This window comes from Leifsonia sp. C5G2 (assembly GCF_013359685.1).
In the GTDB taxonomy this organism is placed as follows: domain Bacteria; phylum Actinomycetota; class Actinomycetes; order Actinomycetales; family Microbacteriaceae; genus Leifsonia.
The window spans coordinates 1-24,101 of record NZ_JABFMV010000016.1 but is presented as its reverse complement, the minus strand read 5'-3'; the positions used below and the strand labels follow the sequence as shown (position 1 = coordinate 24,101).

General features: G+C 69.3%; 20 protein-coding genes. 8 read left to right on the top strand and 12 right to left on the bottom strand.

Annotated features, from left to right (window positions below; genetic code table 11):
• Positions 1 to 71 precede the first annotated feature (71 nt).
• A complete protein-coding gene (locus HNO83_RS17395; protein WP_175338799.1) occupies positions 72 to 1,445 on the bottom strand; it encodes an NAD-dependent succinate-semialdehyde dehydrogenase in 1,374 nt (457 codons plus the stop codon).
• A 174-nt stretch (positions 1,446 to 1,619) separates the two neighbouring features.
• Between HNO83_RS17395 and HNO83_RS17390 the strand changes: the two genes are divergently transcribed.
• Positions 1,620 to 2,093, top strand: a complete 474-nt coding sequence (locus HNO83_RS17390) for a MarR family winged helix-turn-helix transcriptional regulator (RefSeq protein WP_349627278.1) — start codon at positions 1,620 to 1,622, stop codon at positions 2,091 to 2,093.
• 62 nt (positions 2,094 to 2,155) lie between these two features.
• Here the strand turns inward: HNO83_RS17390 and HNO83_RS17385 are convergent, their stop codons facing one another.
• Genes HNO83_RS17385 through essB form a run of 3 tightly spaced genes read right to left on the bottom strand, consistent with a single transcriptional unit; the run spans position 2,156 to position 8,222 of the window.
• Positions 2,156 to 2,617 (bottom strand): DUF4176 domain-containing protein, encoded by a 462-nt coding sequence (locus tag HNO83_RS17385; protein ID WP_175338798.1) that lies wholly within the window; start codon positions 2,615 to 2,617, stop codon positions 2,156 to 2,158.
• Positions 2,614 to 7,092 (bottom strand): type VII secretion protein EssC, encoded by a 4,479-nt coding sequence (gene essC, locus HNO83_RS17380; protein WP_175338797.1) that lies wholly within the window; start codon positions 7,090 to 7,092, stop codon positions 2,614 to 2,616. The genes HNO83_RS17385 and essC overlap by 4 nt, the downstream gene beginning before the upstream one ends.
• On the bottom strand, positions 7,089 to 8,222 hold the full coding sequence (gene essB / locus HNO83_RS17375; RefSeq protein WP_175338796.1) for a type VII secretion protein EssB: 1,134 nt from the start codon (positions 8,220 to 8,222) through the stop codon (positions 7,089 to 7,091). The genes essC and essB overlap by 4 nt, the downstream gene beginning before the upstream one ends.
• Before the next feature lie 98 nt (positions 8,223 to 8,320).
• Between essB and HNO83_RS17370 the strand changes: the two genes are divergently transcribed.
• Entirely contained in the window at positions 8,321 to 11,110 is a 2,790-nt protein-coding gene (locus tag HNO83_RS17370; RefSeq protein ID WP_217499192.1) for a YhgE/Pip domain-containing protein, read from the top strand.
• Positions 11,111 to 11,128: 18 nt separating this feature from the next.
• Here HNO83_RS17370 and HNO83_RS17365 read toward each other — a convergent pair whose 3' ends face one another.
• The 6 genes from HNO83_RS17365 to HNO83_RS17340 form a co-directional block, all read right to left on the bottom strand.
• Complete coding sequence (locus HNO83_RS17365; RefSeq protein WP_175338795.1) at positions 11,129 to 11,383, bottom strand: EsaB/YukD family protein; 255 nt, start codon at positions 11,381 to 11,383, stop codon at positions 11,129 to 11,131.
• Positions 11,376 to 11,867 (bottom strand): hypothetical protein, encoded by a 492-nt coding sequence (locus tag HNO83_RS17360; protein WP_175338794.1) that lies wholly within the window; start codon positions 11,865 to 11,867, stop codon positions 11,376 to 11,378. The genes HNO83_RS17365 and HNO83_RS17360 overlap by 8 nt, the downstream gene beginning before the upstream one ends.
• 31 nt (positions 11,868 to 11,898) lie before the next feature.
• Entirely contained in the window at positions 11,899 to 12,189 is a 291-nt protein-coding gene (locus tag HNO83_RS17355) for a WXG100 family type VII secretion target (RefSeq protein WP_175338793.1), read from the bottom strand.
• A gap of 180 nt (positions 12,190 to 12,369) precedes the next feature.
• A complete protein-coding gene (locus HNO83_RS17350) occupies positions 12,370 to 14,439 on the bottom strand; it encodes a DEAD/DEAH box helicase (RefSeq protein ID WP_175338792.1) in 2,070 nt (689 codons plus the stop codon).
• A gap of 330 nt (positions 14,440 to 14,769) precedes the next feature.
• Entirely contained in the window at positions 14,770 to 16,032 is a 1,263-nt protein-coding gene (locus HNO83_RS17345) for a hypothetical protein (protein ID WP_175338791.1), read from the bottom strand.
• Positions 16,033 to 16,067: 35 nt separating this feature from the next.
• Entirely contained in the window at positions 16,068 to 16,529 is a 462-nt protein-coding gene (locus HNO83_RS17340; RefSeq protein WP_175338790.1) for a hypothetical protein, read from the bottom strand.
• A gap of 232 nt (positions 16,530 to 16,761) precedes the next feature.
• Here HNO83_RS17340 and HNO83_RS17335 point away from each other — a divergent pair, with 232 nt between their 5' ends.
• The 3 genes from HNO83_RS17335 to HNO83_RS17325 are packed head-to-tail and all read left to right on the top strand — an operon-like array spanning position 16,762 to position 19,856.
• Positions 16,762 to 18,303 carry a phytoene desaturase family protein gene (locus tag HNO83_RS17335; RefSeq protein ID WP_175338789.1) on the top strand — a complete coding sequence of 514 codons (1,542 nt, stop codon included), beginning with the start codon at positions 16,762 to 16,764 and terminating at the stop codon, positions 18,301 to 18,303.
• Positions 18,304 to 18,744 carry an SRPBCC family protein gene (locus HNO83_RS17330; RefSeq protein WP_175338788.1) on the top strand — a complete coding sequence of 147 codons (441 nt, stop codon included), beginning with the start codon at positions 18,304 to 18,306 and terminating at the stop codon, positions 18,742 to 18,744.
• Positions 18,745 to 18,776: 32 nt separating this feature from the next.
• Positions 18,777 to 19,856 carry a DUF4434 domain-containing protein gene (locus HNO83_RS17325; RefSeq protein WP_175338787.1) on the top strand — a complete coding sequence of 360 codons (1,080 nt, stop codon included), beginning with the start codon at positions 18,777 to 18,779 and terminating at the stop codon, positions 19,854 to 19,856.
• Positions 19,857 to 19,910: 54 nt separating this feature from the next.
• On the opposite strand, the gene HNO83_RS17320 is transcribed toward HNO83_RS17325, so the two are convergent.
• On the bottom strand, positions 19,911 to 20,336 hold the full coding sequence (locus tag HNO83_RS17320; RefSeq protein WP_175338786.1) for an Hsp20/alpha crystallin family protein: 426 nt from the start codon (positions 20,334 to 20,336) through the stop codon (positions 19,911 to 19,913).
• Between the two features lie 249 nt (positions 20,337 to 20,585).
• Here HNO83_RS17320 and HNO83_RS17315 point away from each other — a divergent pair, with 249 nt between their 5' ends.
• Together HNO83_RS17315 and HNO83_RS17310 are read left to right on the top strand one after the other, a co-directional pair.
• Positions 20,586 to 21,104, top strand: a complete 519-nt coding sequence (locus HNO83_RS17315) for a Dps family protein (protein WP_349627283.1) — start codon at positions 20,586 to 20,588, stop codon at positions 21,102 to 21,104.
• Positions 21,105 to 21,191: 87 nt separating this feature from the next.
• Positions 21,192 to 21,668, top strand: a complete 477-nt coding sequence (locus HNO83_RS17310; protein WP_175338785.1) for a GNAT family N-acetyltransferase — start codon at positions 21,192 to 21,194, stop codon at positions 21,666 to 21,668.
• 25 nt (positions 21,669 to 21,693) lie between these two features.
• On the opposite strand, the gene HNO83_RS17305 is transcribed toward HNO83_RS17310, so the two are convergent.
• Positions 21,694 to 22,452, bottom strand: coding sequence for an IclR family transcriptional regulator (locus tag HNO83_RS17305; RefSeq protein WP_175338784.1), 759 nt, complete (start codon positions 22,450 to 22,452; stop codon positions 21,694 to 21,696).
• 85 nt (positions 22,453 to 22,537) lie between these two features.
• Between HNO83_RS17305 and hutH the strand changes: the two genes are divergently transcribed.
• The gene (hutH, locus tag HNO83_RS17300; RefSeq protein WP_175338783.1) at positions 22,538 to 24,079 is read left to right on the top strand and encodes a histidine ammonia-lyase; all 1,542 of its coding nucleotides are present in this window, start codon (positions 22,538 to 22,540) and stop codon (positions 24,077 to 24,079) included.
• Positions 24,080 to 24,101 lie beyond the last annotated feature (22 nt).

Sequence of the window (24,101 nt, the reverse complement as noted above, 5' to 3'; positions counted from 1 at the left end):
CGCCTCGCGCAGAGACGAAGGAGTCCCCGGCCGATCCGGCCGGGGACTCCTTCGTCTCTGCGCGACGCGACCTACCAGTCGCTCCCCACGCGGATGAGCTTCTTGTTGACGAACTCGTCCGCGCCGAAGCGGCCGAGCTCACGGCCCGAGCCGGAGCGCTTCACGCCACCGAAGGGCAGCTCCGCGCCGTCGGCGAGCACGACGTTCACGAAGACCATGCCGGCCTCGATCTTGTCGGCCACGCGCTCCGCCTGGTCCTTGTCGGTCGTGTAGAGGTACGAGCCGAGGCCGAACGGGGTGTCGTTGGCGATGCGCACGGCGTCGTCCTCGTCCTTCGCGCGGAACACCTGCGCGACCGGCCCGAAGAACTCCTCCTTCGACGCCGGGTTCTCCGAGGTCACGTCGGTCAGAACGGTCGTCTCGAAGAACGCGCCGTTGCGGCCGCCGCCGCGGACCAGCGTCGCGCCGTTGTCGACCGCGCGCTTGACTTGCTCGTCGAGGTTCTCCGCCGCCTTCAGCGACGAGAGCGGGCCGAGGGCGGAGTCCTCGCTGGTCGGGTCGGACGCCTCCACCTCCGCCAGCTTCTCGGTGAACTTCGAGAGGAAGGAGTCGTACAGGCCGTCGATCACGACGAACCGCTTGGCGGCGTTGCAGGACTGGCCGCTGTTGTCGAGGCGCGCGTCCACCGCGTTCTGCACCGCCTCATCCAGGTCGTCGGTGGAGAGCAGGATGAACGGGTCGGAGCCGCCCAGCTCCAGCACGACCTTCTTGAGGTTGCGGCCGGCGATCTCGGCGACCTTTGCACCGGCACGCTCGGAGCCCGTGAGCGAGACGCCCTGCACGCGCGGGTCCGCGATCACGGTCTCGATCTGCGGGTGGCTGGCGTAGATGTTGACGTAGGCGCCCTCCGGGAAGCCCGCGTCGAGGAAGATCTGCTGGATGGCGGCCGCCGACTCCGGGCACTGCTCCGCGTGCTTCAGCAGGATGGTGTTGCCGATGACGAGGTTCGGTCCGGCGAAGCGGGCGACCTGGTAGTAGGGGAAGTTCCACGGCATGATCCCGAGCAGCACCCCGAGCGGCGAGCGGCGGACGACCGCCGAGCCGTCGCCGTCGAGCAGCCGGATCGGCTCGTCCTTCAGGAACTCGTCCGCGTGGTCCGCGTAGTACTCGTAGATGGCTCCGGCGAAGTCCACCTCGCCGAGGGCCTGCTCGACCGGCTTGCCCATCTCGAGCACGATGATGTCGGCCAGCTGCTGCCGCCGCTCCACGTGCAGTTCGCCGACGCGGCGGACGAGGGCCGCGCGCTCCTGCACGGACGTGGACCGCGACCACGTGCGGAACGCGTGGTCGGCCGCAGCGATCGCGGCCTGCAGGTCGGCGTCGCTGATGGTGTCGAAGGTCTTGACCGTCTCGCCTGTGGCGGGGTTGGTCACGGCGTAGCTCATGTCGCTCCTCTTCTTCGCTGAAACGGGACTGGCCCAGGTTCGAGAATACGAGGTCAGGCCCTGCCGCGTCTCGACACGTCGTCTACGGGTCCGGGACGGGGTGGACACAGCGTACAGGCGGGCTCGCAAGCGTTGCGCACCCGCAATGGGGTGGGTTCACGGTAGAAAGGAGCCGTGAGCGACGACGAACCCGTTGAGGCGGCCCTCCGGGCCGCGGACGTACTGATGCGGGTGGCCGCGAGGTCGGTGATGGAGGTCGACCACATCGTCACCTCGCCGCAGCTGCGCATCCTGGTCCGCATCGCGACGCGCGGCCCGCAGAACCCGGGCGACATCGCCACCGAGCTCGGCGTGCACGCCTCGAACGCGACCCGTGCCGCCGAGAAGCTGGTGCGCGCCGGCCTGATCGAGCGCCAATCGAACCCCGACGACCGCCGCTACGTGCGCCTCACCCTCACCCCGGAGGGCGAACGCCTCGTCGAACGCGTCATCGGCCACCGCCGCGACGCGATCGCCGCCGTCATCGCCGCCATGCCGGACGACGACCGGGAGGCCGCGGCCCGCGCCTTCGACGCGTTCGCCCGCGCCGCCGGGGTGGAGCCGTCGGACGACGGGCGGTTCACGCTGGCACTGCACGACGCGAAGTGAGGGCGGCGGGTCTTCGGTTCTCGACCCCCGTATCCGTTCCTCCGCGAGGATGACCGGCCGGACTACGGTCGGCCCCGACCTGGCTCTTCCTGCTGGATGAGCCCGCGGAGGAGAAAGAACGGGTCGGCGCGGGCGCGCTCGGAGTCCGCACTCTCCTCGATCGTCGGTTGTGCATCGGGGATGACCGTGAGAGCCCCCGTGAAATGCTCCGCGGAGGTCCCTTTTCGCCGCCCGTTCTCCATCTGGTCGAGGAGGTCTTCGATGAATTCCGTGTCGGCCGCATCCGTGTACCCGTGATGCACCACGGATCGGACTTCCGTCGCGAGGATCGGGAACGTCTCGCGATCCGGCGCCTCGCCGTAGGGGTGTGCGCCCACCAGGTAGCGCGGCACCACCTCGGTGCCTTCCATATCCGGCCGGAACGCCCCGCGCGCAAGGACGACGAACAAGCCGGACGCGCTCTCGCTCTCCAACCGCACGACCGAGCCGAGGCCGAGAAGGTCGTCCGTGAGTTCGAGGGTCATCGTCGTTCCTCGCTCGGCTGAACAGTGGGGGTGACGACCTCGCAGAGCTCGTCGTCCGTGAGCGAATGCAGCACGTTCTTGCCGGGCGTCTGCCTCCGCACGGCGAGAGGCAGATTGTCGACGAAGCGTTGCGCCGACAGGTCGCCCCCGAAGAGGATCTGGTCCACGTTCTCCTTCAGCGGTCCGATCAAGGTGAAGTTGCCATTCACCTTCGAGACCTGGTCCAGAAGGATCAGCTGGGCGTCGGCGCCGCCGACGCCCAGCAACTCCGCGACCTGTTCATTGGAGAGCATGAGCTTGTCGAAGACATCGGTCATACCGTTGATGACGATGCACCGCCGTACCTGCGTGCCATGCTCCACCAGGTCCGTGAGCGCCTTCTTCAGCGCGTCCGCGTGAAGTCTCAGCGAGACCTTGCCCAGGTAAAGGCATTCCGTGGCTGCGAAGTGCGGCTTCAGCGCGTCATGAGCATCGATGACCACCAGTTCCTCGGCGGCGATCGCACCGGCGAGACTCTCGAGCACGAACGGATACGTCGCCGCTGCCTGTTTCGCCGTCCCGGGGAAGATCGCCAGGCTCTTGCCGGTGAAGAGCTCGAAGCTCTCGGGCTCGGCGGTCCTCTTGTTCAGCCCCAGGAAAAGCCGGTCGCGCGCCGCCTTCTGCTCCAGGCGATCGCCGAAGACCTCCATCGTGAGCTCCTGCGGCACCATCGGGATCGGCTCCGGGCGCGCACCCGTCCAGGCCCCTGCCATCGCAGCGACCTCCTTCTCGAGGTTGTCGAGGACCGTCGCATCGTCGTCGCCGTGGCACGGCAGGAAGAACTGGATCGCGGTCGGCGCGTCGAGCTGGAGCTGCCCGCGACCGAGGACCTCGCTCTGCATCACCCGGTCGCGGCCGAAGAGGCTCGCGACATCTGCCTCGTCGTTCAGATAGAGGCCGATCGTGTTCGGGATGTTGCTGCTCATGTTCATCCGGATCGAGTTGGCCCGGTTCGCGGTCAAGACCAGGTAGACCCCGAGGGCGGCGCCCTCGCGCAGCACCTGGATGAGCTGGGTATCGATCGCCTCCTTGCGCTTGTCCTGCGCGATGGCGTCGTAGCCGTCGAGGACGGTGAGCGCGATCGGCAGCGACTCCCCCGTCTTCACCCGGTACTGAGCCAGGGTGGCGACGCCGGCGGCACGGAGCCGGCGCTTCCGGTCGGCGAGTTCGGACCCGAGTCGCTCCATGGCCTTCTGGAGCTTCTCCTCCTCTTCGAGCGTCACGATGTCTGCCACCTGCGGGAGCGGCGCGAGTGGGAGCAGTCCGTTGTTTCCGAAGTCGAGAAGCAGGACCTGCAGCCGTTCCGGCGTCTGCTGCCGGGCGAGGTTCAGCACCAGGGTCTGCAGCAGGGTGGAGGCCCCGTACCCGGGGCTGCCGAAGACAGCGGTGTGACCGGAGTCCTCGAGGCTGAAGCGGTATACCTCCTGCGCCTGCCGGCTCGGGATGTCGAGCAGCCCGAGCGGGATTCCGGGACCATCGTCGACGGGCGGGGTGACGATCCTGCTCTCAAGCGGCGGCAGCCATGGCTTGTCGGGGAGCACCGAGCCGGCGTCTCGGGCGATGTCGGCGATGTGGGCGACCACCGCGCTCAGCTCGGTCGCCGTCTCTGCGCGGGATTCCTCGGCGTCCTCGTCCCCGGAGAGGTCCTGCGTCCACAGGTCGTATTGCCCGAATCCGTTGATGAGGTAGATGCGTTCGTCCACGGTCTCGACGTGCGTCCTGTCCGGCTCGTATGCCGCACCCGACCATGCCGATTGGAAGAGCTCATAGATCTCGTTGTTGCCCACCTGGAGATACGCCCGGCCCGGCTCGACGATGCTCGCCGCGTCAGGAGTCTTGATGATCTCGTTCGAGTCGGAGGCATCGGCGACCTTCAGGGCGAGTTTGAAACGGCTGTTCGACCAGATCTGGTCGTTCACCACGCCGCTCGGCTTCTGCGTGGCCAGGATGAGGTGCACGCCCAGCGACCGGCCGATCCGTGCCGTCGAGACCAGTTCGTCCATGAAGTCCGGCTGATTCGCTTTCAGCTCCGCGAACTCGTCCGACACCAGGAACAGATGCGGGAGCGGCTTCGACGGATACTCGCGTCCTCCCGCATGGGGTCCTCCGGTCTTCCCCTGCTTGTAGAGCCGGGTGTAACCGTTGATGTGGTTCACCCCGAACCGGGCGAACAGCCGCTGGCGCTTCTGGAGCTCTGCGCGAATGGACGCGAGAGCTCTGGCTGAGGCCGCGCCGTCGAGGTTCGTGATCGAGCCGAGGAGGTGGGGGAGGTCGGCGAGCATGTTGGCCATACCGCCGCCCTTGAAGTCGATCGGCAAAAAGCCGACGTCCTCCGGAGCGAAGTTGACCGCCAGGGAGAGCAGGAAGGACTGGACGATCTCGGACTTGCCCGAACCCGTCGTCCCGGCCACCAAGCCGTGGGGGCCGTGTGCGCGCTCGTGCAGGTTGAGCTCGACCACGTCGTCCTTGCCCCGGAGGCCGAGCGGGACGGCGAGTGTCTTGGACGTGTCCGCCGATGCCCATCGGCCGGCGACTCCCAGGTCGTCGACGTGGGTGACGCCGTACAGCTCGAGGAACGTCACGGAAGCCGGCACGGCGTTCTTCTGCACCTCCACGTGACGGAGGTTGGCGAGCCGTCGCAGTGCGCGCTCCAGGCCCTGCGGGGTCTGGTAGGGGATGAACTCCCTGCCCACGTACGCACTCTCGTCGTTGACCAGCGTCCCAGCGCTCCTGTTGGCGTAGTCGACGAGGGCGGTGACCGTCTCGGGCAGCAGTTTCCGGTCCTCGGTGCACCAGATCACGGTCGTACCGAGCTCGGTGAGGTCTTCTGCCAGGTACTCGTTGATCCCGTGTCCGGACAGATGGGAACCGTCCAGCACGGCGAACACGTAGTGCGGGAAGAAGGCAGGCTTCTCGCGACCGGCTTGACGGAGGGCCTGCCTGCGCTGGGCCAGGATCTGCGTGAAGCTGTTCAGAACCATGTCCCGGGTCCGTGCGTCGTGGACGAGCCCGCGGACGTTGAGTCCCTGCATCGTGAAATGCGGGAGGAAGCGCCACCGACGCCAGTCGGTGCGGTACGACTCCGCGGAGACCAGGGCGATCGCATTCACCTCCCGGTAGGAGTGGAAGACGGCAGCCTGGAACATCAGGTTCTGCGCGGCGGCGGCCACGGTGTCGCCCGCCCCGACCAAGCCGACGGTCTGGGCCCGGAGGTTCACGGGGACAGGAGCGCTGCGCTGGATCGCGAACCGCTCGGCCAGCGTCGTCACCCGGCGGGCGTCCTCGTCGTCGTCGCGCTCGTCCACCTCCGCCGTGACGGTCACGGTCGCGGGAGTGTCCCCCACGCCGAGGGAGACCTGAAGGAAATCCTTGTTGTGCGGCAACCGCTCGTAGATCCGCGGGTCGTACCGGTCCACCATGTCGACGAGTTCCGCGGGGCTGGGGGCCGCGTACTCGCGCACCTCCTTCTCCCTCGTCGCGTGCCGGGAGAGCGAGGCGACGACGTTCAGCAGATAGCGCTCGTACTCGTCGCGACGGGATCTGTCTCGCTTCCGTCGCTCGCGCCTCTCGCCGAGGAATTGCGAGAGGGTGAAGGACGCCGTCAGGATGCTCAGTATCCCCATGCCCATCATCAACAGCGGGTTGCGTCCGGAGACCACGCTGGTCACGACACCCACGGCGACCATTCCGAGCGGAGGCAGGAGCGCCTTGAGGATGCTGTTCTTGTCCGGTTTCTCCGGCGGCTCGATCTTCTGGATGCGCACGGTATCCGACGGCGGCTCGACCGTGATGCGGGGGCTGCGCCGGTAGTCGGGGAAGTCGGGCGGGAACTCGGCCGTCGGCTCCTGATGCAGGACGGAGGCCGGAAGGATCTCCACTCCGTCCGCGAACGAGGTCAGGCGCCACTGGTCCGCCCGCTTCTCGAGCAGGTACGCCGTCGTGAGGACGGCGTCGCCGATTCCGGCGTCGTGGACCGCGCCTCCCGCCGGGACGCGCCGAACGTTGAGGTACATGAGATCGTCGGCGGGCACCAGCGTGAGCTCGTCGCCGTGGATCACGACGGTGCCTGAGGCCTTCGTGCGGGCTCCTGCGGTCTCGGCGTCGCCGATCATGAAGGAGGCGCCGCGGTCGAGGACGATGTGGGCTGTCTCGGCGCGGGCCGCGTCCACCACCAGGAGCCGATGACCGTCGACCTCGACGACGCCCGCCGGTACGGCACCGCCGTTGACGAACACCCGGTCCCCGATCGCGCCGATGGTCAGCTCACCGCAGATCGTGGAGGGGTGGCGCGAGGTCAACGAGATCCGGGTGAGCTCCTCGTCGAGGACGTAGACGCTGAAGAGGACGTCCGCCGAGTCCAGCCGGTCGTCGACCAGACCGACCGGCCTATCGTCCGTCCTCTCCTCGCCGAACGCCGCGGGCCCGGCGCCGGTCACTCCTCACCGCCCAGTCGTGCGCTCAGTTCCTCGATCTTCTTGGAGTACTCCTCCAGGCGCTTCTGCTTCTCCGCACCGGCCATCGCGGTGTTGAGCTTCGTCGCCTGGAACAGGTCCGTGTAGGCGACGAGGGTCAGCTGGTCGTCGCCGACGTTCTGAGCGAGGTTCAGCGCCCGCTCGAGGTCCCCTCTCTCCAGGGAGATCCAGTAGTCGAGCGTGTTGTCGTCGGTCTTGGTCGAGATGTTGTTGAGCACAGCGTCCTTCTGGGCGGACGACAGATCCGCGAGCTTCACGGAGCTCACCGCGAGCACGTAGCGCGCGGACTTCGGGAGATCGACGGATGAGTAGTCCCTCAGATCGGTCAGCGCCTGGCCGTAGTCCCCGATCACGAAGCTGGACTGGGCGGCGATGATCGCCTCCTGCTTCGGGAGCGCGACGGCGTACGACGACCAAGTGAACCAGCCGAGCACGAGGGACGCGATCGCGGCGGTCGCCCCCAGCACGGTCGTCAGCCGGTGCCGCAGGCGCGGGAGGGTCAGGGTGCGGCTCTCCGACTCCCGCGCTTCGGCCTCCGCCTCGATATCGACAAGCGCGGCCACCTCGTCGACAGTCGTACACGCAGCGATCCGCTCGCTGAACGGGTCGCGCAACATCGAGGATCCGTCCAGCAGCTTCTCGAACGGGAGCCGGGCATGGAGGATGCTGAGCACGAGCGCCTTGTAGCCGCGCAGGAAGAGCTCGCTGTCGAGGGCCGTCGGGGTCAGGATCCCGATGAGCCCCGAGTGGACAGGCACAGCGCCCGCCCCGGTCAGCACGACGTTCTCCGGGTGCAGGAACGGCACGGCGAAAGCGCCCGGGGACGTGCGCAGCGCGGCGAGCCTCTGGGCCGCCTGCAGCTTCGCCAACCGCGTCTTCGCCTCCGCCGCCGCCTCACGCACGGTCCGCGCGCCGGCCGGAACGGTGTACGCGATCGCAGCCTGGTACTCCTCGGGGCACTCGTCGAGCAACGTGACGTGCTGTCGCACGATGTCGACCGAGGCCGCCCGGATCTGAGCCCCGGTCAGGAGTACCGTCACGCGATCGCCGGCGCGCTCGAACGAGACGGTGTCCCGCCCGTCGAAAAGTCTCATCGCCCTGCTCCCCACCGTTCCGATATCCTAGCGCGACACTGACATACAGTGTCCCGCATTATTATAATAGACGAATTCTCGATATCCGAACCGGAGGCATGGTGCTCAAGAAGCTGCTCATCGGACTGGCGGTCCTCGGTGTCGCCGGCCTCCTGATCGCCTCGTCCGGTTCGGTGGGTGGGACCGCCGCCGTCACGGGACCGGGCGCATCCACGATCGCGCTGGTGAACGAGGACGAGCCCGCCACGTTCAATGGCACGGACTATGTCTTCGGCAAGGAGTTCGTCGGCCTCGTGTCGAACGACGCCCGATTCAACTGGGAGGTCGTCTCGCGCGGAGTGGCGGAGAGGGCCTACTCGGACGACGCGGTCGATGCGGTGATCGTGCTTCCGAGATCGTTCTCCCACGACATCCTCACCCTCCAGGACATCGACCCCACCAAGGCCGTGATCGATGTCCGGCTCGCCTCCGGCGACCCGTTGTCGGAGCAGCGCCTTCGGAACGAGGTCTCCACGATCCTCCGCGATTTCAACACCCGGGTGGTGAAGATGTACTTCGCCAGCGTGGCCGACAACATCTCGGGCGCACAGGTGAGCATGGAGACCGTCGTCGACCGCTACTCGAAGCTCGTGGGGACGGTGGCGAACGGTCTCCAGCCAGAGCTCGGCAAGACGGACGAAGGGTACAAGCGGACCGAGAGCATGGCCGAGATCCTGCGATCGATGAACTCCGCCTGGATCCAGGCGCAGAACGGGTTCACCACTGCGACGACGGGCACCCTCACCTCGATCGGCGACTCGCTCGCGGCCCAGCAGCCGGATCTCTCGGACTACTTCTCCCTGCAGGAGCGGATCGCCGAGACCAACGCGCTGAACGGCAACGCCGCCATCGGCGATCAGGCGGCATCGGACTCCGACTTCTTCCGCGAGGCGTTCTCCGCTCACGTCGACGTGCTGCGCTCCGGCGACGGCTCCTGGTCGGGCTTCGAGGGCCTCGCCTCTGTGGACGGCGACGGCATGCCGACCGGGGCGCTGACGGACCTCCGCGAGACGGTGACAGGGTACGAGGACCTCGCCGGTCGCTACAACACGACCATCGCAGGCGTGACGGGATCGCTCAGGGAGCAGGACACCGCTCTCGCCACGTCCACGGACCAGCTCGACCGACTCATCCGGCGACTGCTGAGCGAATACTTCGGTCCCGGCTCGGATGCAGTGCCGACCGTCGACCCCGCGACGCTGCCCGCGGCCTCCGCCCGCCAGGCGCTCGCCAACAAGGTGGCCAAGAGCTTCGCCTCGGGATCGGCTTCCTCCGATCCGCGATCGGCATACGTGGCGGAGCTGGACGCCCTCGTCCGAGGCATCTCCACCGACCCGGCGATGTACGCAGCGCTGTTCAGCAGCCTGGAGACCGCGACGGACTTCACGGCCGCACCGTACGAGAGCCGGTTGGCGCTCATCAAGCGCTACGCGGACGCCATGAACATCGCCGGCCCCGCCCTCAACATCCTGCCCGCCAGTCAACGGAGCATGAACCAGACCGTCACGAAGACGCTCCCCGTCACGGTCCCCGCCGGTGTCCGGCAAGAGGTGCGCGTTCAGCTGCCCGTCGGCCTGAACCCAACGGATCTGTCGGTGTCGCCCGCCGGCCCCCCTCCCGCGCCGGAGCTGATGACGATCGACGAGGCCACCGGCGTCGCGACCATCGACAACACGAACGGATCGGCGCCGCTCACCGTCGCGCTCGGTCTCGCGATCGACCTCCACGACCTCGGCGGCGACATCCTGGTGGAATACGCAGCGCAGGAGATCTCGCCCGCGGTGTCGGAGTCGCGCAGTCTGGGAAGCGACCGGTACGTGCTCATGCCCGCGAGCGCCTCGGCCATCGACCTCACCGATGACTTCAAAGCCACCACCGACTACCTCGGACAGATCGCCACCGCGGCGAACCTCCTCCGCTTCCTCTACGGCGCCCCGGGCGAGAAGGAGTCCTCCTTCAGAACCGCCGTGCTGGCGAGCGGAGACTTCCCGGCGCACAGCAGAGCCTCCGTCTACAACATGTACGGTGTCGTCGATCCGGAGACGATCGCCGCCCGACTCCACGAGAGCGACGTGGAGGCGTATCGACGGCTCGGCATCGACAACATCAAGGCCCTGCAAGCCCAGCTCGCGATCGTGAAGCAGTCGCAGTCCATCACGCAGCAGAACGTCGAAGCGCTGTCCGAGCTGAAGCTCGAAGAGTCGTACTTCACGACCGCGCTGAAGCAGCTCGAGGCGTGGTACGCAGCGGCCATCACCAGCGTCAACGCGGCTCCCGAGCTCTGGGCGGCGAAGTCCAACACCGTCATCCAACTCACCACCACAGCCTGGGACGGCCAGAAGCCGGGACGGGCGGAGCTCTACCTCGACGAGACGACCGGCCCGACGCTGTACAAGAACCTCACCCAGCTCGTGGAGTCGTCGAGCCGGAACGCGGAAGCGGTCGCAGGCAGCGCACGACTGATCGAAGACAACTCCGCTCAGTTCGACGACCTCCTCGCCGGGGTGCAGAGAACACAGGCCGAGACGAGCAGACTGCTCGGTGCCATGAACGGAACGATCGCGGCCGGCAGTTCAGGAGTCGCCGAGAGCAGCACATTCAGCAGTCGATTCTCGACCGTGCTCTCCAACACCCGCGCCACCGGCGCAGACCCGGCGAAGATCTACGAGGTCCTCGCCAATCCGGTCACGGCCAAGGACGTCACGCCCCGCTCCACGGCCGTCCACAGCGACGGTTTCGATTACCGCTGGATCGCGATCTTCGCGGCGGGATCTCTGATCGGAGCACTGTCTGCGACACTGGTTCGTCGGAAGCGCCGGGCCGCTGCGGCTCAGGACGCGCGCCGGTGAGAAGTCGATCTCGACGCGTCAGTCGGCGGCGGAGACCACCTGGAACACATCGCCGTCGCCGACCGGGAAGTCATCGATGACATCGTAGTCACCGAGAGCCAACGCCTTGTCCTTCAGTCGAAGGCGCCACCGCGGCGGCATCCGGATGCCGCGCTGGGCGAGCACCGTGCCGATGAGCTCTGACAGCCGCAGGAGCGTGACCGCCGTGGGGACCCGCAGGTCCAGCTGCTGACCATTGAACTCGAGACTGATGTCGATGTGCCGATCAGGCATGTCCACTCGCTCTCCGTGACGCCATCTTCAAACCGAGGAATGCGGCCAGCCCTCCGAGGGGGACGGAGGCGGCGATGAGGACGACGAACCACAGGTCCGTGCCCTGCATCACATCGTCGTTCGCCGTGCCAGGGATGGCCTGGTGGGAGTAGTCCTGAAACAGGCGGCTGCGCATCCGAGCGAAATCATCGGCCGCCGACGCGTTCTCCGCACCCTCGAAGGTGATCGTGTCGACGGCGTTCGTCACGGCCGCTCTGGACTGCTCGACTCGGCGGGCCTGGCTCTCCACAGGGGGGAGGAAGAGCCGCGCGGTGATCGCGAACTCCGCGGATCCCGCAGTGCTGAGCCGCTCGTTCGCGATGATCTCCGGGATCAGGTGAAGGCTGCCGTCGCCATTGCCGCCGGCGCCCGAGCCCGATTCGGCGGCGGCACCCGTCGAGGCGCCGGCGAACAGACCGAGGCCCCCAGCAACGCTGAGGGCCACGGCCGCCGCCCGCACGCGTCGGGCCGAACGCTCAGAAGCCGAAGCTCTGCGCATCCTGGGCATCGCGCTCCGCAACAGTGTCGGCGTACGAGTTGAGCTGAGCGTTGATGCTCTCGAGGAGCTGCTCGAACTTCACGACCTCCGAGTAGAGCTGGTCGTACTGGGTCAGGTACGCCTCGAACGCCGCACCCTTCCACTCCTCGGCGATGGTGCTGTTCATGCTGTTGACCTTCTGAACCGCCGACTCGATCTCGTCCTTGGCGGTGAGGTACACCTTCGCCTGGCTCTTCAGCTGCTCGGGGGTGACACTGATAATCGCCATAATGGCACCTTTCATCTCGAACTGATGTTTCGCTGAAAAGTATCACAACCGTACTGCAAGCCGCTGCTCGATGTCCGCAATGACCTCGCCGCACGACGCAAAGAGCTCCTGAGTTCTTCGACCGATTCGCAGCGAAAAGGTCGAAGAACTCAGGAGCTCTGAGCTGGGGTGGCGCGGGTGTTACTGCGCCAGGGTGAGGAGCAGGTCGTCGCCGGGGGCGGTGGGGACGAAGTCCGCCTCGATCTCGGCGCGGCCGAGCAGCTCGTTCATGCGACGCTGGCGCTGCTTCGGGATGAGCGTGACGACCGTGCCCTGCTTGCCGGCGCGGCCGGTGCGGCCGGAGCGGTGCAGGTAGGTCTTGTACTCGTCCGGAGCGTCGGCCTGGATGACCAGGTCGATGTCGTCGACGTGGATGCCGCGGGCGGCGACGTCGGTCGCGACCAGCACGTTCACGCGGCCGCTGGTGAGCTGCGCCAGGTTGCGCGTGCGGCGCGACTGGTTCAGGTCGCCGTGCAGGCTGACGGCGGGGATGCCGGCGTCCTCCAGCTGGTCGGCGAGCATCTCGGCGAAGGCGCGCGTGCGGGCGAAGACCAGGGTCTTGCCGTCGCGGTCGGCGAGCTGCTCGATGATGGCGCCCTTGTCGCGGTGCTCGATCACCAGCACGCGGTGGTCGATGGTCGAGGACGCCTGGTCCTCGCCGGCGACCTCGTGCACAGCCGGGTCGACGAGGAACTCGTCGACGAGCTGCGCGACACCGGAGTCGAGCGTGGCCGAGAAGAGCAGCTTCTGGCCGCCCTCTGCGGTGTGACGCAGGATGCGCTGCACCGGCTCCAGGAAGCCCAGGTCGCACATGTGGTCGGCCTCGTCGAGCACGGTGATGACGACCTCGCTGAGGTCGAGACGGCCCTGCTCCACGAGGTCCTCGATGCGGCCGGGGGTGCCGATCACGATGTCGACGCCGCGCTGCAGCGCGCCCACCTGGCGGCCCTGGGGGACGCCGCCGTAGATCTGCGTGGTGAAGAGGCCGACGCTACGCGCGATCGGCTGCACCGTGCGGTCGATCTGGAGCGCGAGCTCACGGGTCGGGGCGAGGATCAGCGCGCGCGGGGAGCGGCCCAGCTGACGCTTCCCGCCCGACTTGCCGGACTCCGCCCACAGCTGCATGAGCCGCTCGGCGAGCGGAGCGCCGAAGGCGATGGTCTTGCCGGAGCCGGTGCGGCCGCGGCCGAGCACGTCCTTGCCCGCGAGCACGTCGGGCAGGGTGGCCGCCTGGATCGGGAACGGCTTCTCGGCGCCGAGCTCGGCGAGGGCGCGGACGATGTTGCCGCCGAGGCCCAGGTCGCCGAAGGTCACGCCGTCGACGTCCTCCGCCTGGATGGCCTCCGCCTCGAGCCGCTCGAGCACGACGTCGTCGGTCGGCTGGAAGGCCGCCTTCTCGTCGCGCGACGGGTAGAAGGAGGAGTCGCGACGCGGACGCTCGGCGCGGTCATCGAACTGGCGGCGGGGACGGTCGGCACGGTCGTCGAACGAACGGCGCGGACGGTCGTCGTTGTCGCGACGCGGACGCTCGGCACGCTCGTCGAACGAACGACGGGGACGGTCGGCACGGTCATCGAACTGGCGACGTGGACGGTCGTCGTACTCACGACGCGGACGCTCCGCGCGGTCGTCGAACGAACGGCGCGGACGGTCGTCGTTGTCGCGACGCGGACGGTCGGCACGGTCGTCGAACGAACGGCGCGGCCGGTCGGCACGGTCGTCGAACGAACGACGCGGACGGTCGTCGAACTCGCGGCGCGGACGCTCGGTGCGGTCGCCGGCATCCCGGCGGGGACGCTCGGCACGGTCGTCGAACGAACGACGCGGACGGTCGTCGAACTCGCGGCGCGGACGCTCGGCACGGTCGTCGAACGAACGACGCGGACGGTCGTCGTACTCGCGGCGCGGACGGTCCTCGCGGTCGCGACGCGGCGCCCGCTCCTCCCACACGCGCTCGGTGCGGCGCGCGTCCTTGCCGCGGGGCTCCCAGTTGGGACGCTCGCCGCGGCCACGGCCGCCGGCGGCGTTGTCGTCGCGGGCGCCGTAGACGGCACGGCCGCGCGCGGCGCGGTCCTCCGCGTTCCAGCGCGCCTTCTTGGGCGCAGCCGTCTCCTCGGCGCGGTAGCCGCGGTGCTTCGGGCTCCGCTGGCCGCCCTTGGGGGCGCCGCCGCGGGAGGGCTGCGATCGTCGGTCTTTGTTGTATCCGGGCATGGATGTGCTTCCTGGGTTGGTCTAGAGTGCGCGGCGGCACGCCGAAACGTACCGAATGAATCCCGGGCGAACTGTGTCCGGGGCCGTTCACGATTGATGTGATCCACACCGCCGATCGGGTGCGGAACCGGCCCACTTGACTGACAAACCCATCCGCGCGGCAGGCGCGGTGTCAAGAGCCGACTGACCTACTGTACCGGATGGATGCTGTGAGCGGGCTGCCGATCCCAGCGCGGTCGACCGACGACCGGGATGCGGGCGATGGAGTGAACCCGCGAGCGACACCCGCATTGCTGCGGCTTCCGCCCTGCCGAGCCTTCCGGTACGAACTCAGGCACTCTGGGCGCCGGCGCCATTCCGGGCCCCGGCGGCACCAGGCCGGTAGGGAAGGTAATGGGTCGTGACCGCACGCCGGCGCCATCCCGGCCATGGCAGTGCGTTGAGCCAGCGCCGTTGGACGCCCCGCGGCCCGGTGATTTCTGTGCATCCGCCTGACCCGAAACGGAATGTCGTGGCCCGGCCGGCGATCGCGATGTCCAGGACCTCGTCGATCTCTGCGATATCGGCGGTGGGGTCGCCGGTGAGCTCCACCTCCGGGAACGCTTGGTCGTCGAGGGAGACCGTTCCGCCGCCGTAGGACGGCAGGTACAGCACGACCCCGACACATCCCGGACCGATCGGAACCGACCTCCCCTCGTATGCCTCGGGGGAGCCCTCCGTCTCGAGCTTCGCCGTGCCGTCGAGCGCCTTCACTCGTTCTTCGAAGTGTTGACGGAGGACTCGCTGGAGCTCTCCGGGTGGGCGTTCGAGGTGGGCCAGGATGGTGACCAGTCGGCGGAACGCAGAGACCTCGGGTACGTGGGCGCGAATGGTCGTGAGCGGCCGGTTCCCGCTGTCGAGACTGACCGCGGTACAGAACGTGATGATGACGTACGGACGGTGGAAGAGTCCGCCCGCCGCCTGCGCGCAGCGTGCGATCTGTGAGGCGTCGGCGCGGAAGACCACGTCGTGGCCGTGGAGGGCGATCAGTCTGCGGTTCGTGATGATCAGTTGGGAGCCGCTCCCTGCGATCGGTTGCTCGTCGTCGTCTGTTTCGATCTTCGTCACGCCTCCGACGAAGACCACCGACTCTTTTTCCAGCAGTTCGAGGCTCGAAGGGTGAGGCACCTCCGCCAGCGTGTCCAGATAGTCGGGCCAGCTGTCGAGGAGGGTGCGCAGCAATTCTCCCTCCAAGTCTTCCAGGTGGCCGCTCTCCACGTCGTCGCGGCTGAGGTATCGCACTCGACCGTCCAGGTCGGGCATTTCGATGAGTCGGCACAGGTACCAGCGTTCGATCGCGCGGCCCCGCCTCCCCTGGGTCCGAAGGTTCGTCATCACGAGACGGTCGACGACGACCACGGCCTCGAGTTCGGCGAACAACTCCTCGGCGAGCGCCTCTTCCCACGCCACGTCGTCTACGAGACGGTAGCCGGGAAGCCAGTAACCCACTGTGACGAGATAACCCTCGCTGATGACGATGGCGTTGACGACGCGATCGTTCGAGCCGTCGGACCAGGGCGGAGCGTCCGACCCCTCACCGGGTACGCCCTCCATGGGCACACCGTCGACGAAGCAGCGTTCGGACGGACTCATGCGAGGAGGCCGCGGACGATGCGGTCGAGTTCGTCGCGTTCGGCTGAGCGTTTCTTGAAGTAGAGCCGGTATCCGGTCAGTACTCCGTGATTGTCGAAAGCGACCGCGTTGCGAAGGGAGATCGCCACGTAGCTGACCTTCTGCAGGAGCCAGCGTTCTTGCACGAGCCGGCAAGCGGCGATGTCGGAGACGTCGGAGCTGAACACACCGGTGCCGTTGCTGACGACGAGCCGGCGAGTGGTGAGCACCACTTCTGAACCCCGTGAACCGATCAGGCGGTCTGTTTCCGTTCCCACCATCTCGAGCGGCGCGACGAACACAGCCCTCTCGCTCGGGTGCAGCCGCACGTTGCCGCGATAGGGCACTCCCTTCAACGCGTTCAAGTAGCTCCATGTCCACCAGAGCGTAGTGACGGCGCGAGCTGCGACGAAAGTCAGCGCGGGATGACGCCGACTCATCGCGGCACTCGAGGAGCTCTCACACCAGCGCTCGAAGCGAAACGTTCCGACCACAATCCGGACACATCGAGGTCGTACGGACCATCATCGGCCCACGCGACTGCCTCAGCCCCGAGTCGGCTCACCGTCTCGGCGTTCCCCGCCGAGAGTGAGCCTTCGTCCGCGATGGATGCTGTGAGCGGGCTGCCGATCTCCCTCGGCCTCCGCGGGCACCCGGGGTATACAGGGACGTATGAGCTCTGCATCCGCCGAACATGTGGACGCCGTCGTCGTCGGATCCGGCCCCAACGGCTTGTCCGCCGCGGTCACGCTCGCGCGCGCGGGCCTCTCCGTCCGCGTCTACGAGCGCAACGCGACCGTCGGCGGCGGGCTGCGAACCGAGGAGGTGACCCTTCCCGGCTTCCGGCACGACATCTGCTCCGCGGTGCACCCGCTGGCCTTCGCCTCCGGCTTCTTCCGGCGCTTCGGGCTGGCCCGGCGCGTCCCCTTCGTCGTGCCGACCGCCTCCTACGGCACACCGCTCGACGGCGGACGGGTCGCCATGGCGTACCTCGACCTGGAGCGCACGGCCGACGACCTCGGCGTCGACGGCCCCGCCTGGCGCGCACTGCTCGGGCCCCTGGTGGAGCACGCGGATGCCGTGGCGCAGTTCACCGGGTCGGCGCTGCTCCAGGTGCCGCGGCATCCACTCGTCGCCGCCCGCTTCGGGCTGACCGCGCTCGCCCAGGGCGGCCCGTGGTGGGGGCTCCCGTTCCGCACCGAGGCGCCCGGCGCGCTGCTCGCCGGCGTCTTCGCTCACACGACGCTCCCGCTGCCGAGCGTCGCGGGAGCTGCCGCCGGCCTCACGCTCGCCACGTACGCGCACGCGCGCGGCTGGCCCATCCCGGTCGGCGGAAGCCAGGCCATCGCGGACGCGATGGTCGCCGACATCGAGGCGCACGGCGGCCAGGTGGTGACCGGGACGCCGGTGGAGTCGCTGGCCGAGCTCCCCGAGTCGCGCGTCGTCGTCTTCGACACCCACGTCGCGGACGCGGCCCGTCTCGCCGGCGATCGCCTGGCTCCCGGCTACCTGCGCCGCGTCGGCCGATTCCGTGACGGCAACGGCGTCTTCAAGGCCGACTTCGCGCTTGCCGGTCCCGTGCCGTGGACGAACCCCGAGCTCTTCGAGACCGCCACCGTCCACCTCGGGGGCAGCCGCCGGGACATCGCCGCCGCCGAGAACGCGGTCGCCGCGGGATGGGAGAGCGACCCGCCGTATGTGCTGGTGTCGCAGCCGTCGCTGTTCGACGGGACCCGCGCCCCTGCGGGCAAGCACGTGCTGTGGACGTACACGCACGTGCCGCGCGGTTCGACCGAGGACCGGACCGAGGCGATCATCCGGCGCATCGAGCAGTTCGCGCCGGGCTTCCGGGACCTCATCCTGGGCACCTCCACGATGACGGCCCGGCAGATGGAGCAGCACAACCCGAACTACCACGGCGGCGACATCTCCGCCGGTTCGCCCGACTTCGCCCAGCTGGTCGCGCGTCCCGTGCTCTCCTCCGACCCGTGGCGGATGCCGGGCCACGGGCTCTACCTGGCCTCCGCCTCCGCCGCACCGGGTCCCGGAGTGCACGGGCTGGGCGGCTACTACGCGGCCCGCAGCGCGCTCCGCCACTCGTTCGGCGTCACGCGGATGCCCGACCTCTCCCCCGCACCGGGCCAGGTCGCCACGCCGCCCGCGTCGTTCCCCATCCCCGACTCCATCACGCCGCCGACCCTCCGGGAGCCCTGAATGTCCGTCAACGTCCGCCGCATGGCCTGCACCCCGGAGCAGGTCTTCTCCGTCCTCGCCGACCCGTGGGTGTACCCGACCTGGGTCGTGGGCGCGTCCCGCCTCCGCGCGGCCGACGACCGGTACCCCGCCACGGGCTCGCGGCTGCACCACTCGATCGGCGTCTGGCCGCTGGTGCTCAACGACGCCACCAGGGTGGACGAGTGGGATCCTCCGCGGCGGATGGCGCTCGAGGCGAGGACCCGCCCGTTCGGCACGGAGCGGGTGATCGTCGAGGTGCGTCCGAGGGGCGCTGGCTGCGTCGTCCGGATGGAGGAGCACGCCGCCTCCGGACCGGTGGCGCTCATCCCGGAGCCGATCGCGGACGCGATCCTGCACATCCGGAACCGGGAGAGCCTGCGGCGCCTGGAATGGGTGGCGCGAGGGCGCGCCGCCTCCTGACGACGCACCCCACCTCGACGGACGAGATCGCGATGTCACTCACCCGGATCCTCGCCGCTCTCGCGATGACCGCAGCCGCCGCCGGCGTCTTCTCAGCAGCGCCCGCGCACGCATCCGCCCGCGGGGAGGCGCCTCCGGACAGCCGGATCCCGTCGTCGTTCATCTCAGCCGCCACCGTCGCGGACTGGGATGCGACGCGATGGTCCCAGGAGTTCCGTGACCTCACGGCGGCCGGCATCAGCACCGTCGTCCTCAACGGCGCGGTGGCTCGCGACACCGCCGCGGCGCGGGCCTACTACCCCACCGCACTTCCCGGAGTGCAGCAGGCCACCTCGAAGGGCCGCTCCCCCGTGGATGCCGTGACCCCGCTGCTCACCGGTGCCCGCGCCTCCGGCCTGACGGTCTGGCTGGGCACGTACCTCCCCGATTCGTCCTGGTTCTCGCCGGACGACGCGACGGTGTCCGCGACGACGACCGCCAATGCCGCCATGACCGAGGCCGTGATCCAGGATCTCGATACGCGATACGGCGAATTCCGCGACGTGATCGAGGGCTGGTATCTCGGCTCCGAGGTCAACTCGAACTACGCGTGGTCCTGGAACGCAGGCGAGGCGCTGACGTCCTACTACGCGCGTCTCACGGCGGCAGCTGCCACCGCGTCGACCGCGCAGAAGACGATGGCCTCCCCGTACTACAACGTCGCAGCCCTGCCGAACGCCTCGCTGTGGACCAGCATGTGGACCCGCATCCTCTCCGCCGCACCCGTGACCGTGCTCGCGCTGCAGGACGGTGCAGGCGACTGCGCCGACGGCGTGTGCGGACCCTTCCGCGACGCGGAGACCCAGGCGCAGCAACTCACCACGAAGTTCGCGGCCACCGCGGCCGCGGTGAAGGCGGCCGGCGACCGTACTGCGCTCTGGTCGAACGCCGACCTCTACGACGGCCTCGGTCGCTCGAAGCCGATCCCGGATCTGGCCCGCGACGTGGAGACCGTTCGCCCCTACGTGAGCGGTTACACATCCTGGAGCTACACGAACCAGTACAGCCCGTGGACGCTCGGGACAGACGTGTTCCACACGCCGTTCGCCGAGTGGAACACCTCCGCCCGCTGACCTGACGTCGACGCGGTCGGCGCCCGCCGGGCATCGGGCGCCGACCGCACTCGATCAGGACGAGACGGCCCTCTGCTCGGAGCGCGTCGACTCCACCGCGATCTTCCGCGGCTTGGCCCGCTCGGCGATCGGGATCATGACGCTCAGCACGCCGTTGTCGTACGAGGCGGTGATGCCCTCGGGATCGACGTCGTCGCCGATGGTGAACTGGCGCATGTACGCGCCGTACGGCCGCTCCTGAGCCAGCCAACGGGCGCCGTCGCGGTCGGCGGCGCTGCGCACCGCGCGGATGGTCAGCAGGTGGCCGTCCACGTCGACGTCGACCGACGCCGGGTCGGCGCCGGGGAGGTCGGCGTTCAGGATGTAGCGGTCGCCCTCACGGAACAGGTCGACCGGCATGAGGCGCGGCTGGCGGCTCGTGTCGAAGACGCTCTGAGCGATCCGGTCCAACTGCGAGAAAGGATCGAACGACATGGCCATTGGATGTACCCCTTTCTTCGATTGAGCTGGTGAGAGGCTCTTTCGCCCCTCTTTTCGACCAAGGATTTTAGCACTCTCACACCGAGAGTGCCAAGTGTTTCCGCTCGCTGTCAACCCGGTTCCCTCCTGGCTCGCCGAGGCCTACGGTGACCGGTGTCCATCGAGCAGAAGGGACCCACCGTGGCCGCAAGCCAGACCAAGAACGCAAGCAAGAGCACCGCGAAGAAGACCGCCCCGAAGACCGCTGCCGTGCGCCGCACCAGCACGGTCGGGGTCGCCCCCACGCGCCGCGAGCACGCCGAGCACGGCTTCGTCGCGTCGGCCGAGCTGGCGCAGAACCTGCAGCGCGTGCACGTCGACCTGATCGAGCTGCACCTGCAGGGCAAGCAGGCGCACTGGAACGTCGTCGGACGCAACTTCCGTGACCTGCACCTGCAGCTCGACGAGATCGTCGAGGCGGCACGCGAGTTCAGCGACGACGTCGCCGAGCGTCTGCGCGCGCTCCACGCCACCCCCGACGGCCGCAGTGCCACGGTGGCCGAGCAGACGAGCCTCCCCGAGTTCCCGAACGGCGAGGTCGACACGTCCGAGACGGTCGACCTGATCACCCAGCGACTCGAAGCGGTCGTGCGCACCATGCGCGACGTGCACGACGACGTCGACGAGGCGGACCCCACCTCGGCCGACCTGCTGCACGCGATCATCGAGCGGCTCGAGCAGTTCGCCTGGATGGTCAGCGCCGAGAACCGCACGCCCGACCGGGCGTGAGCCGGCGGGGTGCGGCCGGTGCCTTCCCGACCGCACCCCCGCGCCGCGCGAAACGCCGTCGTCACACGCCGCGGATAGCATCGAGGCGTGCCGACCGTGATCCGCCTCGAACCGCCCCGTCAGCCCGACCTGGAGGAGCTGCTGCGGCTGAGCGACGAGTTCGCCTTCTCGCTCTATCCCGCCGAGAGCTGCTATCTGCTGGATGTCGCCGAGCTGGAGAAGCCGGGCGTCACGGTGTTCGCGGCGCGGGTCGACGGACGCGCACTGGGGATCGCCGCGCTGGTGCTCGGCGAGTCGGGGGAGGCCGAGCTGAAGCGCATGTTCGTGCACGAGGACGCGCGCGGGCGCGGCCTGGCGCGGCAGCTGCTCGTCGCGGTCGAGGAAGCCGCCACGGCCGCCGGAGTCGCCGAGCTACGGCTCGAGACGGGCCCGCTGCAGCACGCGGCGATCGCGCTGTACGAGCGCGCGGGCTACGTCCGCATCCCGAACTTCGGCCCCTACGCGGGCGACCCGTACTCGGTCTGCTACGCGAAGCCGCTGCCGCAGGCCACGCCCGCGTCCTGAGTGCCGCCGGATTCCGCGACCGGGGTCAGCTGCCGCGGATGCGGCGGGAGAGCTCCGCGGCCGCCGCTCGGACCCTGTCGGCCAGGGCGTCCCATTCGCCGGGCGGCACGTTTTCGCGCGGGAAGGTGACCGCGATGCCCGCGGCCGGCCAGCCGGCATGGTCGCGCACCGACACCGCGACCGAGGCGAAGCCAGGCGTCACGTCGCCGTCCTCGGTCGCGTAGCCCCGCTCGCGCGCCTCCGCGACGAGGCGACGCAGTTCGGGATAGGAGTGCGGGCCGGAGCCGGTGCGGTCCTCGAAGGCGGCGGCGTCCGGGTACAGCGCGCGCAGCTGCTCCGCCGGCAGCGTCGCCAGCAGCGCGCGTCCGCTCGCGGTGAGGTGGGCGGGCAGCCGCACGCCCACATCCGTCACCAGACGCGGCCGGCGTCGCGCCCGCTCCTCCACGATGTAGACGACGTCGCGTCCGTGCAGCACCGCGACGTGACCGGACTCGCCGATCGCGTCGACGAGGGAGGCCACGATCGGCCGCCCGAGCCTGCTGAGCGGCTGCTGCCGGGAGAACCCGCTGGAGAGCTCGTACGCGGCGACCCCCAGGCCGTAGCGGCGCGCCTCGGGGAAGTGCAACACGTAACCGTGCTCGGACAGCACCGCGAGCAGGTGGTAGACGGTGGACCGCGGAAGCCCGAGCGCGGTCGCGATCGCGGCGGCGGGCACGGGGCCGCGCTGGGCGCCGAGGAAGCCGAGGATGCGCAGCGTGTTCTCGGCCGCAGGGACCTTGCTCATCCCATCCTCCACTCCGTCTGGGATACCGGACACCGAGCAGCCTAGTCCCGGTCCGCCGCCGGTCACCCGGCGCGATGATCGGTGCATGCTCCAGACCCAGACCATCACCGTGACCGTGGGCGCGGGCCCGTTGACCATCGACGAGGTCGTCGCCGTCGCCCGCCACGGCGCCCGCGTCGAGCTCGACCCCGCCGCGCTCGACGGCGTCGCCGCCTCCCGCGCGATCGTCGAAGCGCTGGCCGACGACACCGAGCCGCACTACGGCATCTCCACCGGCTTCGGCGCTCTCGCCACCACGTTCATCCCCGGCGACCGGCGGGCGCAGCTGCAGGCCAGCCTGGTCCGCTCGCACGCGGCCGGCTCCGGGCCCGAGGTCGAGGAGGAGGTCGTGCGCGCGCTGATGCTGCTCCGGCTCTCCACCCTGATGACCGGCCGCACCGGTGCGCGGCCGCAGACCGTCGAGACGTACGCGGCGCTGCTCAACGCCGGGATCACGCCGGTCGTCCACGAGTACGGCTCGCTCGGCTGCTCTGGGGACCTCGCGCCGCTCGCCCACTGCGCCCTCGCGGCGATGGGCGAGGGCAGGGTCCGCGTCGGCGGCGAACTGCGCGACGCCGGCGACGCGCTGGCCGAGGCCGGCATCCCGCCGGTCGTGCTCGCCGAGAAGGAGGGCCTCGCGCTCATCAACGGCACCGACGGGATGCTCGGGATGCTGGCGCTCGCCATCCACGACCTCCACGGGCTCCTCACCGACGCCGACATCGCCGCGGCGATGAGCGTCGAGGCGCTGCTCGGAACGGATGCGGTGTTCGCCGACGACCTGCAGCGGCTGCGCCCGCAGGCGGGGCAGGCCGTCTCCGCCGCGAACCTGCGGGCGATGCTCGCCGATTCGCCCATCGTCGCGAGCCACAAGGGACCGGAGTGCACGCGCGTGCAGGACGCCTACTCCCTGCGCTGCTCCCCCCAGGTGCACGGCGCCGCGCGCGACACCCTCGCGCACGCCGAACTGGTCGCAGGGCGCGAGCTCGCCTCGGCGGTCGACAACCCCGTCCTGACCCTCGACGGGCGGGTGGAGTCGAACGGCAACTTCCACGGAGCCCCGGTCGCGTACGTGCTCGACTTCCTCGCCATCGCGGTGGCGGATGTCGCGAGCATGTCCGAGCGGCGCACCGACCGCTTCCTCGACCCGGCGCGCAACCAGGGACTCCCGCCCTTCCTCGCGCACGAGGTCGGCGTCGACTCGGGGCTGATGATCGCGCAGTACACGGCGGCCGGCATCGTCTCCGAGCTGAAGCGGCTGGCGGCGCCCGCGTCGGTGGACAGCATCCCGTCGTCGGCCATGCAGGAGGACCACGTGTCGATGGGATGGGCGGCCGCCCGCAAGCTGCGCCGCGCGCTCGACGGACTCGCCCGCGTGATCGCGATCGAGGCGATGACCGCGGCCCGCGCCGCCGACCTCCGCGCCCCGCTGCAGCCCGGCCCGCGCACCGGAGCCGTGATCGCCGCTCTGCGCACCGCCGTGCCGGGGCCCGGACCCGACCGCCACCTCTCCCCCGAGATCGAGGCCGCGCACGCCCTGGTCGCCTCCGGCGCCCTCCGCGCCGCCGCCACCCTCCCCCTCCCCTGACCCACCCCCGACCCCAGCCATC